The organism is Turicibacter sp., from assembly GCF_017941855.1.
Classification (GTDB): domain Bacteria; phylum Bacillota_I; class Bacilli_A; order MOL361; family Turicibacteraceae; genus Turicibacter; species Turicibacter sanguinis.
The window spans coordinates 1-15,524 of the sequence record NZ_JAGAVR010000002.1; the positions used below are offsets into that span (position 1 = coordinate 1).

Annotated in this window: 15 protein-coding genes; 4 read left to right on the plus strand and 11 right to left on the minus strand. The window is 34.6% G+C overall.

Features of this window, described 5'->3' with window-relative positions:
* Positions 1–404 precede the first annotated feature (404 nt).
* From J6D32_RS00200 to J6D32_RS00225, 6 genes are all read right to left on the minus strand, one after another.
* On the minus strand, positions 405–1,412 hold the full coding sequence (locus J6D32_RS00200) for a nucleoid-associated protein (protein WP_006783265.1): 1,008 nt from the start codon (positions 1,410–1,412) through the stop codon (positions 405–407).
* A gap of 103 nt (positions 1,413–1,515) precedes the next feature.
* Positions 1,516–1,971: a hypothetical protein gene (locus J6D32_RS00205; protein ID WP_287467139.1), complete on the minus strand. Its 456-nt coding sequence runs from the start codon at positions 1,969–1,971 to the stop codon at positions 1,516–1,518.
* 121 nt (positions 1,972–2,092) lie between these two features.
* Complete coding sequence (locus J6D32_RS00210) at positions 2,093–2,647, minus strand: GNAT family N-acetyltransferase (RefSeq protein ID WP_129821218.1); 555 nt, start codon at positions 2,645–2,647, stop codon at positions 2,093–2,095.
* A 319-nt stretch (positions 2,648–2,966) separates the two neighbouring features.
* The gene (locus J6D32_RS00215) at positions 2,967–3,182 is read right to left on the minus strand and encodes a hypothetical protein (protein WP_006783267.1); all 216 of its coding nucleotides are present in this window, start codon (positions 3,180–3,182) and stop codon (positions 2,967–2,969) included.
* Positions 3,183–3,305: 123 nt separating this feature from the next.
* A complete protein-coding gene (locus J6D32_RS00220; protein ID WP_287467142.1) occupies positions 3,306–5,027 on the minus strand; it encodes a phospho-sugar mutase in 1,722 nt (573 codons plus the stop codon).
* Between the two features lie 97 nt (positions 5,028–5,124).
* Positions 5,125–6,009 (minus strand): aldose 1-epimerase family protein, encoded by an 885-nt coding sequence (locus tag J6D32_RS00225; protein ID WP_195248524.1) that lies wholly within the window; start codon positions 6,007–6,009, stop codon positions 5,125–5,127.
* Between the two features lie 132 nt (positions 6,010–6,141).
* On the opposite strand from J6D32_RS00225, the gene J6D32_RS00230 reads away from it, so the two are divergent.
* Positions 6,142–6,369, plus strand: coding sequence for a DUF3892 domain-containing protein (locus tag J6D32_RS00230; protein ID WP_006783270.1), 228 nt, complete (start codon positions 6,142–6,144; stop codon positions 6,367–6,369).
* 29 nt (positions 6,370–6,398) lie between these two features.
* Here the strand turns inward: J6D32_RS00230 and J6D32_RS00235 are convergent, their stop codons facing one another.
* The 5 genes from J6D32_RS00235 to J6D32_RS00255 all read right to left on the minus strand — a co-directional run bounded on the left by J6D32_RS00235 (position 6,399) and on the right by J6D32_RS00255 (position 11,110).
* A complete protein-coding gene (locus J6D32_RS00235) occupies positions 6,399–6,974 on the minus strand; it encodes a helix-turn-helix domain-containing protein (protein WP_287467146.1) in 576 nt (191 codons plus the stop codon).
* A gap of 126 nt (positions 6,975–7,100) precedes the next feature.
* Entirely contained in the window at positions 7,101–7,622 is a 522-nt protein-coding gene (locus J6D32_RS00240; RefSeq protein WP_006783272.1) for a tRNA (cytidine(34)-2'-O)-methyltransferase, read from the minus strand.
* Positions 7,623–7,671: 49 nt separating this feature from the next.
* The gene (gene queG, locus J6D32_RS00245; protein WP_006783273.1) at positions 7,672–8,691 is read right to left on the minus strand and encodes a tRNA epoxyqueuosine(34) reductase QueG; all 1,020 of its coding nucleotides are present in this window, start codon (positions 8,689–8,691) and stop codon (positions 7,672–7,674) included.
* Positions 8,692–8,860: 169 nt separating this feature from the next.
* Positions 8,861–9,727: a sugar ABC transporter permease gene (locus tag J6D32_RS00250; protein ID WP_006783274.1), complete on the minus strand. Its 867-nt coding sequence runs from the start codon at positions 9,725–9,727 to the stop codon at positions 8,861–8,863.
* Between the two features lie 3 nt (positions 9,728–9,730).
* Entirely contained in the window at positions 9,731–11,110 is a 1,380-nt protein-coding gene (locus J6D32_RS00255) for a carbohydrate ABC transporter permease (protein WP_006783275.1), read from the minus strand.
* Between the two features lie 1,133 nt (positions 11,111–12,243).
* Between J6D32_RS00255 and J6D32_RS00260 the strand changes: the two genes are divergently transcribed.
* The 3 genes from J6D32_RS00260 (at position 12,244) to J6D32_RS00270 (ending at position 15,516) form a co-directional block, all read left to right on the plus strand.
* A complete protein-coding gene (locus J6D32_RS00260; protein WP_055164393.1) occupies positions 12,244–13,188 on the plus strand; it encodes an IS30 family transposase in 945 nt (314 codons plus the stop codon).
* A gap of 829 nt (positions 13,189–14,017) precedes the next feature.
* Positions 14,018–15,031, plus strand: coding sequence for a UDP-glucose 4-epimerase GalE (gene galE, locus J6D32_RS00265; RefSeq protein ID WP_009607604.1), 1,014 nt, complete (start codon positions 14,018–14,020; stop codon positions 15,029–15,031).
* Positions 15,032–15,087: 56 nt separating this feature from the next.
* A complete protein-coding gene (locus tag J6D32_RS00270) occupies positions 15,088–15,516 on the plus strand; it encodes a VanZ family protein (RefSeq protein WP_006783514.1) in 429 nt (142 codons plus the stop codon).
* Positions 15,517–15,524 lie beyond the last annotated feature (8 nt).

Consider the following 15,524-nt stretch of genomic DNA (forward strand, 5'->3'; position numbering starts at 1 on the left):
AAAAAAGACTAAGTAAAATTGAAGTTTTCTTAGTCTTTGCTATATAACAAATACCCAGTCTGCAATCAGGCATTGCCCTATCAGTGGAGGAAACATAGTGAACTTAAATATATATTTTTTTCATTAATCAGCTATTCTGTTAAGCTCACTAGGACAGGGAACCCCTCACTAGTGGACGAATGCTAAGAGCTCAATTTACAATTGAGCTACTTAGCGTGAGGACTCCCCCCGCCCACCAGCGGAAGATAGCTACGAGTTCGTAAATTTCAAACTTAAGTCAATCATTTAATCTGAATTTACGGTTTCATTTAAATTAACACCAGTCTGCAACTCAGTATCACCCCACTTGTGGAGGATAGAAAAAAGACTAAGCAGAGCTTAGTCTTTTTTTCGTGGGGGCCCCCCTACTTATTCTCGATGTTCCCGACGTTTTTGATTTGTATTGATAATCTTCCATCTGGCATGTTGATGACTTCGATGTAGTCTTTGTTGTTGTAGTAGTCGAGTGGGATGGTGATTTCGATTCCTGTGTCTGTTTTGATTTTTTGTGTTTTCTTCAGTGGCATTTTGACCCAGTTTGTGTTTTGTACTGGTTTTTTGATTCCGTGATCTTCTTCGATTTGTGTCACGTATGTTAGTTTTGCTTCTGGAACTTGGTAGAAGACTTCTTCTGCGACTTCTTTTAGGTCAAGGTCTTTTCCTTCGTTAATGGTTTCTTTGATGACACGTTCTAAGGCCGGTACGACTTCTAATTTATCTAAATCATGATTTTTGATGACTTCATCTGCCACAATACGTGCTTTTTTTACAGCTTCTTTTACGGAGATTTCAGTTTTACATCCTAAGATTTTATCCGCATAAAGGAATGTGTCGTCATCAACTGTTACTGTCATATTTTCTAAAATTGTCAGTGTTAGTTTATCTAAACTAATTGCAAAGAAGTTTGCGCTACTTAAACTAGCTGCTGGAATAATTGCTTGATGGACAATTAGGTTGTTTTGAATTCCGGTTTCACTTTGATTAACGTGGTGAACCATCCCCTCTTTACACGTTAGCTCAAGCCCTACGACATAGTCTTGATCTGAAATGGTTACTTCGCATAAAAATAAATCAGTTGATGTAAAAATCTCGTAACGATCTTTAATATCAAATCGCTTCGCTGCAATTTTCTCTGCAAATTCTGAAAACTCAATTGCACGATTACGATAATCTAAAAATAGCTGACGCGCTTCACTGTCTTCCTTAAACACAGCAGGACGTCCCCCAGCATTTTTCATACACTTCTCAATATTTTTCTCTAAAAAGTGGTATGCCCCATCCACTGTATCATCAATCGGACGCTCTGTTGGCATGAACATCTGATGAACATTATCTAACAAATATAAATAACAACTCTTAACATTTACCGCCATTTCTTTCACCTCTTTATAATCATACCTACAAGTATACAATAAAATTAAGGTCAACATAATACATAAATTGTCGTAAAGGTAAATAAAAAAAGCTAGGTTCTCCCTAACTTTCTTTATAATAAGATTGGCACGACTCACATCTACAACGCCTTACATCATAAATATATTGATAAAGATTTAGCTGCGCAGGCTTTTTAAGGCAATCAATGTCGAACCACTTGCTATCACCCGTAATCTTATCATAGACATCGCCCTTAAGTCGAAAGTTATTCTTTTCAATCCAAAATTTTTTACCTACCTCATCTCCTGCTGTAAGTCTAATCATCACTAAATATTTAAAAGCCTCACTACAACGTAACAATCTATTAAACAAATCAACTCCATGACCATGATGAGGCATTGAAACTTGAAAAAACTGAATCATTAAATAAGATAAATATTCATGATCCTGATCAAAATAAACTCGTAACTGCATCGTCCATAAATAGCCTTCATTATTTCCCATCACCTCTATAAAATAACCATACTCAGTTTCATCCCATACTAAATCATAAATCACATCTGATTCTTGCTTTAAAAGCTCAATAAATAATTCAACCTCTCCATCGTATCACCCCTAAACTTAGTTTATGAAAGCGAATACGAAGATAAAACAAAAAGCAAAGCATAGTGCTTTGCTTTTAATGATAAGATTGACATGAATTACAATTACAAGGTTTGATAACATAAACAAACTTATAATTTTTTAGCATCTGAGGTATTTTTTCACAGTCTTGATTAAGTGCTAACTCTTCTGTTTTCTCTAACTCTTGAAATCCTTGTTTCTTCCAAAAACTCACCGCAGTTCGAACAGAACGTAATCGAATCATACTTAGCCCACCAAATGCTTGAGTACAATTTAATAAATGCTCAAATACTTTAGATCCATTCCCTTGATACATAGGTAAAGTAGCAAACTTATGAATTTTAATATATGTAATTTTTCGTTCAAATTGCGGACTTTGATTTGGATAATACAATTCTAACTGAAATAACCAATTTAATCGACCATTATCAAAGTGATACTTCACTTCATAGCCGTATCGTCTCATATATATTAACAACCGCACATTTTCATCTAATAATTCATCTAATCCTTTTTTCCATTGAACACAAAAATTGGCAACCTCATCTGTGACTAACTCAGCTAACTCATTGAAATCTCTAATCGCACGATGATTTACCGAAATATTCATTAGATCCCCCTCCCACGCCACGACTTTTTCCTTGATCCCTTTATTATATTCCAATGCTCTTATTCTTCTACAACATTTCACTTTAGAAAGCCACAAAATATAGAACATATCCTAGATCTATAACCTTAAAAAAATTAATTACTAAATATACTTTCTATTATATATATCTATTTTTTCACGCTTAAACAGCTTTTAATTGGTCTAGAACTACCTATGGCAAGCTCATTATCAAAATGCTCTATGACTCAATATTGAAAACAAAAATGTCTTAGATTAATAAAAAAAAGATTAAAACTCGAAAGTTTTAATCCCTTATCCCTTAACTACAAACTCGACGTCCGTATCCAAATTCTACTGTTTCATTATACTTGCGATTTTTGAATCCAGCAAAATTTAATCCCTCATTTTTAAACCCATGTTTTCTTACAACTAAACGTTCCCCTTTACAAAACACTTTTCCTTGTGTTGGCTTCACTAAAGCCTTGGCAACATGATTATTTGTTTGATAGGTTGCAATTGATACTCGTCCTTTCATATCTTCATCCCCTTATATGTTATTTTTTTCACAAATCAATACTACCACATAATTGAAAATAAAAAAAGAGTTCTCCGTGATAAAATTCACGAAAAACTCAAGTGTGTGTATAGATTAAGTTAATTAAGCGATAATTTCATTAACGCGAGATAATACATCTTCTTTAATTTTTGCTACTTGCTCATCTGCTTTTTCTAATACATCAGCAACAACACCGATATAAACTTTAGCTTTTGGCTCAGTTCCAGATGGACGTAAAACAAACCAAGAACCATCTTCTAATGTATATTTTAAGACATTTGATTTTGGTAAGTCAATTGCAGTTGTTGTATCATTTTTTAAATCTGTATGAATAGATTCTTTGTAATCTTCTACCGCCACAACATCTTTACCTGCAACTGTTAAAGGTGTGAATTCACGGAATTCAGCTAAAATCGATTGAATTTTATCTGCTCCTTCTTTACCTTTTAACGTAATATTGACTAACGCTTCGCGGTAGCATCCGTAAGTTTCATATAACTCCATTAAAACATCATATAATGTTTTTCCATTTTGTTTATAATAAGCTGCTGCCTCAGCACACATTAAAACAGATTGTACAGAGTCTTTATCGCGTACGAAATCTCCAATTAAATAACCATAAGACTCTTCATACCCGAATACATATTCATAATCAGTATCTTCAAGCATACGAGCTTGCTCACCGATAAATTTGAATCCTGTTAACGTTGAAACCACTTCAAATCCATAAGAACGTGCAATAGCCGCTCCCATATCAGATGTTACAATCGTATTGAATACTTTACCTTTAGCTGGTAACGTTCCATGAGCTTTCTTTTGAGATAAAATATAATGAATTAAAATAGCACCTGTTTGGTTACCTGTTAATAACACATATTCCCCTTCAGGATTTTTAACAGCTAAACCTACGCGGTCTGCATCTGGATCCGTTGCAATTAAAATATCTGCATCAATCTCATTCCCTAAAGTAATCGCCATTTCAAACGCAGATGCTTCCTCTGGGTTTGGAGATTTTACAGTTGAGAAGTTTGAATCTGGAACACATTGTTCTTCTACAACATGTAATTGGTCATATCCACACTCAGTTAACACACGGCGAACTGGAATATTCGCTGTTCCATGTAATGGTGTAAACACGATTTTTAAATCTTTTTTATTACAATCTGGATTAATTTCTAATGCTTTAACACGCTCTGTATACACATCATCAATTTCAGAACCAATGATTTCAATTAATCCAGCCGCTTTTAATTCTTCTTCAGATTTTACTTCAATCTCAAACACATTCTCAATCGCATCCACTAATGCAATCACTTGATCTGCTTCAGCAGGAACTAATTGACAACCTGTTTCATCATAAATTTTATATCCATTATACTCAGGCGGATTATGAGAAGCTGTTACCACAATTCCTCCTACCGCATTTAAATAACGAACAGCAAATGATAACTCAGGAGTTGGACGTAATGATTCAAACACATACGCTTTGATTCCATGAGAAGCCATCACTTTAGCTGACTCCATTGCAAATTCTGGTGAGAAATGACGGCAATCATAAGCAATCACCACTCCACGTTCCTTAGCATCTTCACCTAAACCTAATAAATACTTTGCAAATCCTTCATTTGCTTTACGAATTGTATAAATATTCATACGGTTTGTACCAGGTCCAACAACCCCACGCATTCCCCCTGTACCGAACTCTAAGTTACGATAAAAAGCATCCTCTTTTTCTACTTCTGTCATGTTTTCTAATTGTTCTTTTAAATAAGACTCTAAATTTTCTTGTCCCATCCAGTTATTGAATTCTGTTTCAAAAGACATAGCTCACCCTCCATATTCATAATTTAACTGATAGTTATTATATCATAATAATAACCAAAAAATAATATAGACTATTTTAAAAATACCGACAAACTTCTTACTTAAAAGTCATCGAATAACTCACCTCAAACATCGAATGAGGTTCAATGACTTGAATTCCCTTCTTACTCATCAGTTCTTGTGGCTCACCAACCGTATCCGCCACTCCATACCAAGGCTCGATACAAACAAAATCTGCAATCTCACCTAAAGCATTAATTGGCGACCAAATTCCAACATACGGGAATCCATCAAAACGTACAACCACTTCACGTTCATGATTATAACATCCAAGCGTGATAGCCGCTTCATTTTCAATAATTAACGTCGGATACTCTTCAAATAACTCTTTACTTAACGGTAATAACTTTAATTTATCAATAATTTGTTCCTTCTCTTCATACACACGGCCAGTTTCATTGTCAAATAAATACGTCGAAATTCCTTCATTTGTCTCAAAATGAAGATAATAATCACTGTATTCATCATCAGACGCCAACTTTGTACTAAAAGCAGGATGGGCTCCAATTGAAAATGGCATCACTTCCTCGTTATGATTCAACACCTGCCATTTTACAGCTAACGTCTCATCCTCTAATACATATCCAATACGTAAAACAAAATTGAATGGATACATCTCACGTGTCACATCATTTGCCTTTAGTTCAAACCAAACAGTATCAGATCCTTGTTCTACTAATTCAAACTCTAAATCACGGGCAAATCCGTGTTGTGATAATGAATACGACTTTCCATCATATAAATACTGATTCTTTGCTAGTCTACCCACAATTGGAAATAAAATCGGCGATGATTTTGCCCAAAACGACGGATTTGAATCCCATAAATAATCAATCTCATGCCCTAAATGATAAACTCGCTTTACTTCGGCTCCAAGAGTACTAATTTCCACTAATAATTTTTCATTCTGAATTTGAATCATTCTATCCCTCACCTACTTCATCTAAACTATTATTTCACATCATGAAATCGCTATTTTATTATATCATAATTTTTACTAAATGCGATTTTTTTATCAAATATAGGGCAAACTACAAAAAAGGAGGTCATATCTATGACAAAAGAAAAATTTGTCGCTGTCCGTCGTAACAACGATGGCGACCTTGTAGCTTTCAAATCAAACACAGGAAAAGAATACGATTACGAAACAGCCAAAGAACTTTGTGAAAAAGGACTCATCGAAAACGCTCAAACCTTCAAAGGTAAAGGTGGTGGTACCTATATCCGCGGGGTTGTCGATGGTGATAAAGATAACAACCTATCAAACTTACCAAACTTCTAATTTCCGAGGAAATATTCCAAAAGCACTGACTAATCAGTGCTTTTTTTCTTCAAAATAATTGTTACTCCTACACTAATCATAAGGTACACCATACTTACTACTATCAAATCAAAAATCGCTGGTCTAGCTTTAGGATAAAATATCATCAACTGATCCACTAAATACTTCACAATAAAAGGGGGGATAAGCCAAACACTTGAAACTTTTATCCAATATATCTCCTTATAAGTCAGTTTTTCATGAATCACTATAAATAATATAATCGTCACAATTTGAATAACCCACCCTATTGTCACTAACATAAAACTTTTAAAAGTCCCCCACATCATAAAAGAAACAACTAAACCGATTACCATCATACCAATTAATACAGGCAAACACTTTCCTTGATTAGTCGGCTGACATTTTAAATCACCACGTAATAAGGAATCAATTGAAACATTAAAAACCTCTGCCAACCTAACTACATGCTCTGTATCTGGAATGGCATCTCCTAGCTCCCATTTAGAAATTGCCTGTCTTGAAACATTGAGTTTCATTGCCAACTGCTCTTGTGATAACCTTTCCTCTTTACGGAGTTGTACAATTTTTTCACCTAACATCATCTCAAACACTCCTTTCTTTCACTTACAACCATACTAGATTTCCCTACACTAAGCTACCATCTCAACCTTGAAAACCTCGCAACTCAAAGTTGCATAAATAAAAAAAGTGACAATCGTCACTTTTTTCTATTCTTCATCACGTAAAACCCAGTCTGCTCCTTTAAATGGTTCAACTGTCCATAAATCTAAGAAACTTTGTTGACGTAAAGCCTCATAAGCTAAAATAGCCGCTACATTTGAAACATTTAACGAACGAACTTTATTTGTCATTGGAATACGGAAACAGTTTTCAAAATAAGGACGCAAAATCTCCTTCGGAATACCGCAACTCTCTGCTCCTAATACAATGTAATAATCTTCTTCAGGATTTGAAAAATCCATCTCCGTATGATTCTTTTGACCATAACGCGTACAGAAACAGAACTTTCCACCTTTATTTTTTTCAACAAATTCGTCCCAGTTCTCGTAAACGACATAATCCACTTCATTTACATAATTTGCACCTGCACGTTTAATACTTTTTTCATCAAGTGTGAATCCCATTGGTTTAATTAAATGTAACTTAATATCCGTCGCTGCACAAGTACGCATAATATTACCCGTATTTTGTGGAATCTCTGGATTAAATTGTACTAAATGAATTGCCATTTGCCTCACCTCTATTTTATTTTATCACAACCAAATTTAGAAAGGAACCTTACTTCTTCTCTAACTCTTCGTAAGCTACAATAGCCGCTTCTCTCAACCAGTCTGGTGCTTGTCCATCTCGTAATTTTGCTATCTCTGGCAGAGCCTCTTTATACTTATAAAAACTAGCATTAAACATCGCATTACGTTTCAAAACCGAGACACCTCTCCAAGAGCCTGCTAAATGACCATACTTCTGTTTAAACTCTTTATTACTCATCTTCAAAATTTCATCAATCTTTGGAAACTCTACACCTGTTGGCTCCATCTTCTCATGCAAATGAAAATCCACTTCACGATTATACGGACAAGCCTCCTGACAAATATCACATCCATAAATATTTTTACTAATTTTCTTATACAACTCTGGATCTAAGAACTCCTTAGACTGCGTCACATAAGATAAACATCTCTTTTCATTCAAGCTTCCATCAGGTTGAATCGCCTTAGTCGGGCAGGCTCTTACACAACGATCACACGTTCCACACTGACGCTCGATTGGATTATCACTTGGAAACTCATAACTAACTAATAACTCTCCTAAATAAAGATAACTCCCAAACGTCTCATTGATAATCGAACTGTTCTTCCCACTAAACCCAATTCCAGAACGTAAGGCAACTGCTCGATCATTAAAAACACCCGTATCAACACTCACAATCACCTCAATGCCAGGAATTTCTTTCTTCAGCCACTCTTCAAGCAACTGAAGCTTTTCCCCAACAATCACATGATAATCAACACCCCATGACGAACGCGAAAACTGCACATAAGGATCCTCTTTATCTTGTACCGGAAACTGAGTATTTCTCGGATAACTGACACCAATTGAAATAAACGTTTTAGCGTTTTCCATTGATAACAGAGGATTTGTCCGTTCTAGGATACTCCCCTTAGTTAGACCAGACGACCAACCAAGCTCATCACGCCTTCTAATTTCATCAGCCAACTCTAAAAAAGGATCGACACTACAAAATCCAATCACATCAATTCCAATTGACTTACTATATTCAATCAACTTATCTTTCATTAAATCACCTACTATCTATCTCCTCTACTTTACCTATAAAGTCAGAAAAAATCAAACAATATTAAACTAATTTTTTTGCTATGAAAAACTTAATTGAATCTATCGTATTATAAGCTAAAACTTTAGTTCCTAAACAAAAAGAGATACCCGAAGGTATCTCTTGAAATTTTTATCCTTTGTTTGCCCCTGCTGTAATACCTTCGATAAGGAATCGTTGCATTGACACATAAAGAATTGTAATTGGAACGGCAACAAGCACACATCCTGCCGCGAACATTGTAAAGTTATTTTGATTTTGTCCGTTAATCATATCATATAAACCAACTGCTAACGTTAACTTAGAGTTTGTTGAAATGATCATACGAGGGAAGATAAAGTCCATCCAAGGTGCCATGAACTGAGTGACAGCAACGAATGAAATGATAGGTTGTGCAAGAGGGAAAATAATCTTGAAGAAGATTTGAGCTTTCGTTGCACCGTCAATCATTGCCGACTCATCTAACTCTTTTGGAATTGAACCTAAATACCCTTTGATTAACCATGTATTCATTGGAATTTGTCCAGCAGCATAACATAAGATTAATGCCCAGTGGTTATCTAACATGTTGAAAGTTAAGAATAAAATGTAAAGAGCTGTCATCCCCATGAATGAAGGGAACATTTGAAGTACTAATACTGAAATTAACGCTGGTTTTTTACCTTTGAAACGGAAACGTGCAAAGATATATCCCATACTAGTTGATAAAGCAACAGATAAAATCATGTTAATAACAGCAATTTTTAATGTATTTAAATACCATTGTGCAAAGTTAGTTTCCTTAAATAATCGGAAATAATGTTCAATCGTTGGATTTTCAGGGAATGGTGTTGCAGTTGCAAGAGATGAACCTTGGTTAAATGATGAACCAACAATCCAAACGATCGGGAATAAAACTATAATACACATGAAAATTAATTCTAAATAAATTAAGATTGTATAAGAAATCTCTTTAATTTTACTCATTGTATTTATTTTTGAAGATGCTTTAGACGCCATTTCCTAGTCCTCCTTAAACGCAGCCGTTCTCGTGAAGTTCCATGCAGAGAAAGTACCGATGATTAAGAAAATAATAATCGACATTACTGATGCCATGTTATACATACGATAATCGAGCGTTAATTTATAAATCCATGAAATTAAGATATCTGTATGTCCTGCGTAGATAAAGTTTGGATTAACAGGTCCCCCTTGAGTTAAGAAGTAAATTAATCCGAAGTTATTAAAGTTACCCGCAAATGACATAACTAATAAAGGAGCTGTCGAAGCAAGTACTAAAGGTAATGTAATTTTCCAGAACTGCTGACGTTCATTCGCTCCATCTACCTCAGCTGCTTCATAAATTTCTTTTGAAATTGACGTCATAATACCTGACATTAAAGCCATGAAGTATGGGAATCCTAACCACAATCCAATACCTAAAATTGTTAAACGTGGAATCCAAGGATTTGAAGAATCTGTTAACCAATAAATTGGAGAATCTATGATTCCTGCTTGCATTAAATATTTATTGATAGGACCAAATTGTCCATTAAATAATTGTTGGAAGTTTAACTGCGAAATTAAGGCTGGTACTGCCCATGGTAAAATTAAAATACTACGCCAGATTTTTTTACCTACAACGCGTTTATTATTTAAAATTACCGCTTGGAATAATCCTAAGAAGAATGGTGCTGCAGTCGAAATCACTGCGAAAATAATTGTCCATAAGAATACATTCCAGAAAGTATAGAACCAAATATTCCCACCGTCAGCAGTAGAAGAAGCGGTTTCGCCAATTGTAAATAAGAATTTAAAGTTTGCTAATCCAACCCAGTCAACTAGTTTAGTTGGTGGTAAATGCGCACTATTGTAGTTTGTAAATGCTACTAAGAATGCAAAGATGATTGGCATGAATGAGAACATTAATAACATTAATGTTGAAGGAACGATTACAATATATTCAAATGCATGTTCCCATGTTTGAATTAACCATTCTTTACTCGACATTACTTCGCCTGTCTCATTAATTAATTCTGCTGATTTGTATGCATCTCGAATATTTACAACATAAATCACTGTAAATACAACTAAGATGATTGCTGCAATAATACCTTGAATTAATAACATAACTGAGTGATCCCCGGGCGTTAACCCGCTCTCAGTTAACATTGAAGTTTGTGTACCTAATGTAATTAAACCCCAAAGTCCTTTTCCGAAGAAACCTGTACTTTCACGGAATGAAAAGGCCCCAGTAAAATAATTTCCTGTTAGCAATTCTGCTCCAACTAAAAATGCTTGGAAAACAAAGAATAAAACTGCTTTTAACCATTGTTTATTGTATGCTTGGCCTGCCCCCCATACAAAAACTGATAATAATGCTGCCAATTTTGGCTTTTTCATTCTCTCCACCTGCCTACGATGATATTTGCTTTACACCCGCGGTATTAGCCTTACCCCTCTTCACTTACTCCCAATAATTTATTTACAATCAACTTTAAAAGACAAATAAACTATTGGGAAGTAAATGAACGTAATTTGCTTCCCCCTCGGTGCTATAGCTATATGATAACGTTTTATTTTACTAAATGAAACCGTGTAACCAATTACATAATATTTTTTTTTGAAAATTATACCTGATTACTATTGAAACCATCATTTTTCCATATCTAAATATCTCGTATTTTCGCATAATGTGTCTTTTTTTCTTTTGTTTCAATAAAAGAAAAAGAAAAATTGTTGAATTAAAATCAATAAAAATTTCCAAAAAAATGACGGTATACCATATTTATTACATACTTAAAAATCACTTTAATTTATCTCCCTTTTAGTATGTGATTTTAGTGAAGAGAGAACATCTTTTATCATGCCCCCAAAAGACATTTAACCTCTTTTCTGTTACCTTATTAATGACTAAAAGAACAATTAAAACAAAAAATTTTAATCGCTACTCCATATTTTATCAACTATCTTTCCCTATTAAAGTTGCATATCTTTTATAATAACCATACTGAAGGAATGATACCTATTTAAACTCTTCCAGACTGATTTCAGGCGATCTACTAACGTATATTAAAAATTGTGTCATTCTATCTATTCAATTAAGGGGTTTTTCCTGTCCATTTAGAGCTTGAAAAGAAGCATGGATAGCCTCTCAAATCTTACTGGTAGCTATTTTTAATATGTCATATACAGCTTAAACTACCTTCTAAGTGTATCACCTGAATTCATGGCAACTTAAGATCACAATCTGAATTTAATCTTCATACCTTAAATAAAGAACAAATCACTTACTTAAAATAAGATATCTCCTAATTCCCCCTTCCAACTTTTAAAAATCATTCTCTTTCTATCTAAAATAAACTAACTATGACCTACTATCTAACTGATTCTTCCTCCACTAATTGTTCATTAACTCCTCTATTTTTATCTTATGACAGATTGTAATATTAAGTGCGACACAAAAAAACTCATAAATAGGATCTTTGTTATAGAATGAAGTTACCACACAAAATTCTTAACAAGGAGATCTATTTATGAGTTATAAACATCTTAACACATTTGAGCGCACACGTATAGAAGTTCTTTCAAAAATGGGCTATTCAACGAGACAAATCGCTCAACAACTAAATCGCCATCATTCAACGATTGCTCGTGAACTGAAACGAAATACTCAAAAGACGTATCAGGCTGAGTTAGCAGAAGAATTAGCTGGACAACGTCGATTAAGTTGTCGTTGTCCAGAGAAGAAATCTGAACAAGTCATTCAGACCATCCAACATTATTTAAAGTTAACCTGGTCGCCTGAACAAATTTCTAATACCGTTTTAAAGGGTGTTCTTTCATTTAAAACCATTTATCGTTGGATTTATGATGAAACCATTTTGTTAGGAGATTTAAGTTGTTTAAGACAAAAAGGAAAGCGACGAAAACCACGAGAAACACGCGGACGATTTAACATTGGAACGTCGATTCATCAACGTCCCAAAGAAGTAAAAAGACGTGAAACGTTTGGGCACTGGGAATTAGATACGGTTGTTTCAAGTCGTGGAAAGAGTAAAGGTTGCTTGGCGACCTTTGTTGAACGTCAAACACGTTTTTATGTGGCCATTAAAATAGAAAATCGCTCAGCAACAGAAATGTACCGAGCGATTAGTGAGTTATATAAACTCTTTCCTAAAGACACCTTTAAAACTTATACGGTTGATCGAGGAAAAGAGTTTGCTTGTTATTCCAAAGTAGAAGCTGATTTAAAGGTTCCTGTTTACTTCGCAGATGCCTATTCGTCTTGGCAAAGAGGAAGTAATGAAAATGCCAATGGTCTTCTTCGAGAGTTTTTCCCGAAGAAGACAGATTTAGCACGAGTCAGTGACGAAGAGATTAATGAGGCACTCTGCCTCATTAATCATCGACCACGAAAATGTTTAGGGTGGAAAACTTCATTCGAGCTATTTCATGAGAAACTGTCGCATTTGTATTGACAATTCGTCTTTTTGAAAAAAGCTTAAATTAAATTAAGAATTAGGCTTCTACGACTTTAGCTGTAATTAATGGTAACCATTCAACAACAGTTTGAATGATGACTTCGTCTTGAATTTGATTAATATAAATACTTCTGATGATAAAATGACAATTTTTTTGAATTTGATATTGAACATTTTCCAGTTATTTTAATAAATTTTGCAGGTTAGTCATTTCTGAATTTGATTACTGTAATTAAAAATAATGGCTTGAATAGCTACTTGAAAGGATAATTGAATTGCTGTAAAATCTTGAATTTTCGTTGATTAAGGGTGACGTTATAGCTATCTTTAAGAATCATACGTTATTGATTAATTTGAAAGGGTTGAAGGGATTCAATCCTTTTTTGAATCCTCTTAACGTTCTCATCGTTACCATTAAAATTAAAGGCAATCACAATAGCATTAAGAGCAATTTGAAGAACGATAAGAATGAATCATTTTGGTTGTGAAATAGTTGCAGAATTAGAATCTTTAATGAAAATCCTTTGTGATTGAGCTTGTATGATTTCTGTCGTTATTTGAACAGATTTAATTGGACGGTAGTCTGGATATTTAAAATATACAGGTTTTAAAAACTTTGGAGTGTGAATATCCAGAAACTCTTTTTAGAGGGAGAAAGGATGAGACATCCTAAACGAGATTTAAAAAGAAGGAAGGTTTGAAAATAAGTAAAATTATGTTAAACTATTAGAGACTGATGAAGAATTTATCAGAAAGAGATAATAGTAAGCGAATAATTAGGGTAGCTTATTTATAGTAGAGGTGTAAATCAGAAAGGATGAAGGTCATGAAAGTATTAGTAACTGGAGGAGCTGGATACATTGGACGAACAGTTGTATCAGCACTTGAAGAAAATGGGCATATCCCAATTATTTTGGATTCATTAGTGACAGGGCGTCTTGAATATACGGAAGGAAAAATCTTCTATAAAGGAGATATCGCGGATCGTGATATTTTGGCGCAAATTTTTAAAGATCACCCAGAAATTAAACATTGTATTCACTTTGCAGCTTTAATTGTCGTGCCAGATTCAGTGGCTAATCCTTATGAATATTACACGGAAAATGTTGCAAAATCACTAGATTTATTTAAAAATTTAAATGAGTTTGGATGTAAAAATGTTATTTTCTCATCATCAGCATCAGTTTATGATGTAGTTGAAGGATTCAAAGTAACAGAATCAGCGCCATTAAAACCATCAAGCCCTTATGCACGCACAAAATTTATGATGGAAATGGTGTTAGAAGACTTCTGTCGTGCGTATGGAATGCACGGAATTGCACTTCGTTACTTTAATCCAATCGGGGCAGATCCAAAATTACGTTCAGGCGCACATGTTCAATTTCCTTCACACGTATTAGCGAAATTATTAGAAGCGGCATCAAGTGAAGACGCATTATTTAATATCACAGGTGTTAACTGGCCAACACGTGATGGATCAGGAATCCGTGACTATATCCATGTCTGGGATTTAGCGATGGCACACGTTAAAGCGGTTGAAAACTTTGATCAAGCATTCGCTAAATCAGAAAATCCAGAAGAATCATACTTAGTGATTAATATTGGAACAGGAAACGGGGTAACGGTTAAAGAACTAGTTTCAATTTTTGAAGGGGTCTTAGGCCGTCCTGTCAATAAGGCGGAAACAGAAGCACGCCCTGGAGATGTGGCAGGTGCTTATGCAAGCTGTGACCGTGCTAAAAACTTAATTGGTTGGGAAGCACAGTACTCAATTGAAGATGGAATTCGCGATGCATTCCGTTGGGATGAAATCCGTGAAACGATTTTAAATTATAATTAAGGTAAAAATCCCTCAAGGTTGATTGAGGGATTTTTAAATCAAATAGAGGTAGAGATATGAAACGGTTTATCAAATGGGGAGCGATGATTGCTTGGATGATTGTCATTTTTAGCTTTTCAGCGCAAACCGGTGAACAATCTTCACAAAGTAGTGGACTCATTGAGCGATTATTAGCTCAGTTTAGTTTTATGCCGAATCAAATCTTTGGCCTAGACATCCAATTTATGATTCGTAAAACTGCTCATTTTTCAGAATATTTTATTTTATATTTATTGATATTTAATGTCATCAAGGAATATCAACCAAAGAAACAATCACTTGCCTTTAGTTTAGTTGGTGTCTTTTTATACGCGTGTAGCGACGAGATTCATCAGGCATTCGTTCCAAGTCGTGCCTGTTTATTTACCGATGTTTTAATTGACACGGCAGGTGGAACCCTGGCGATGATTCTAGTGGCACTCCTAAAGCGAAATAAAAAGGTTTAAAGTTTGTG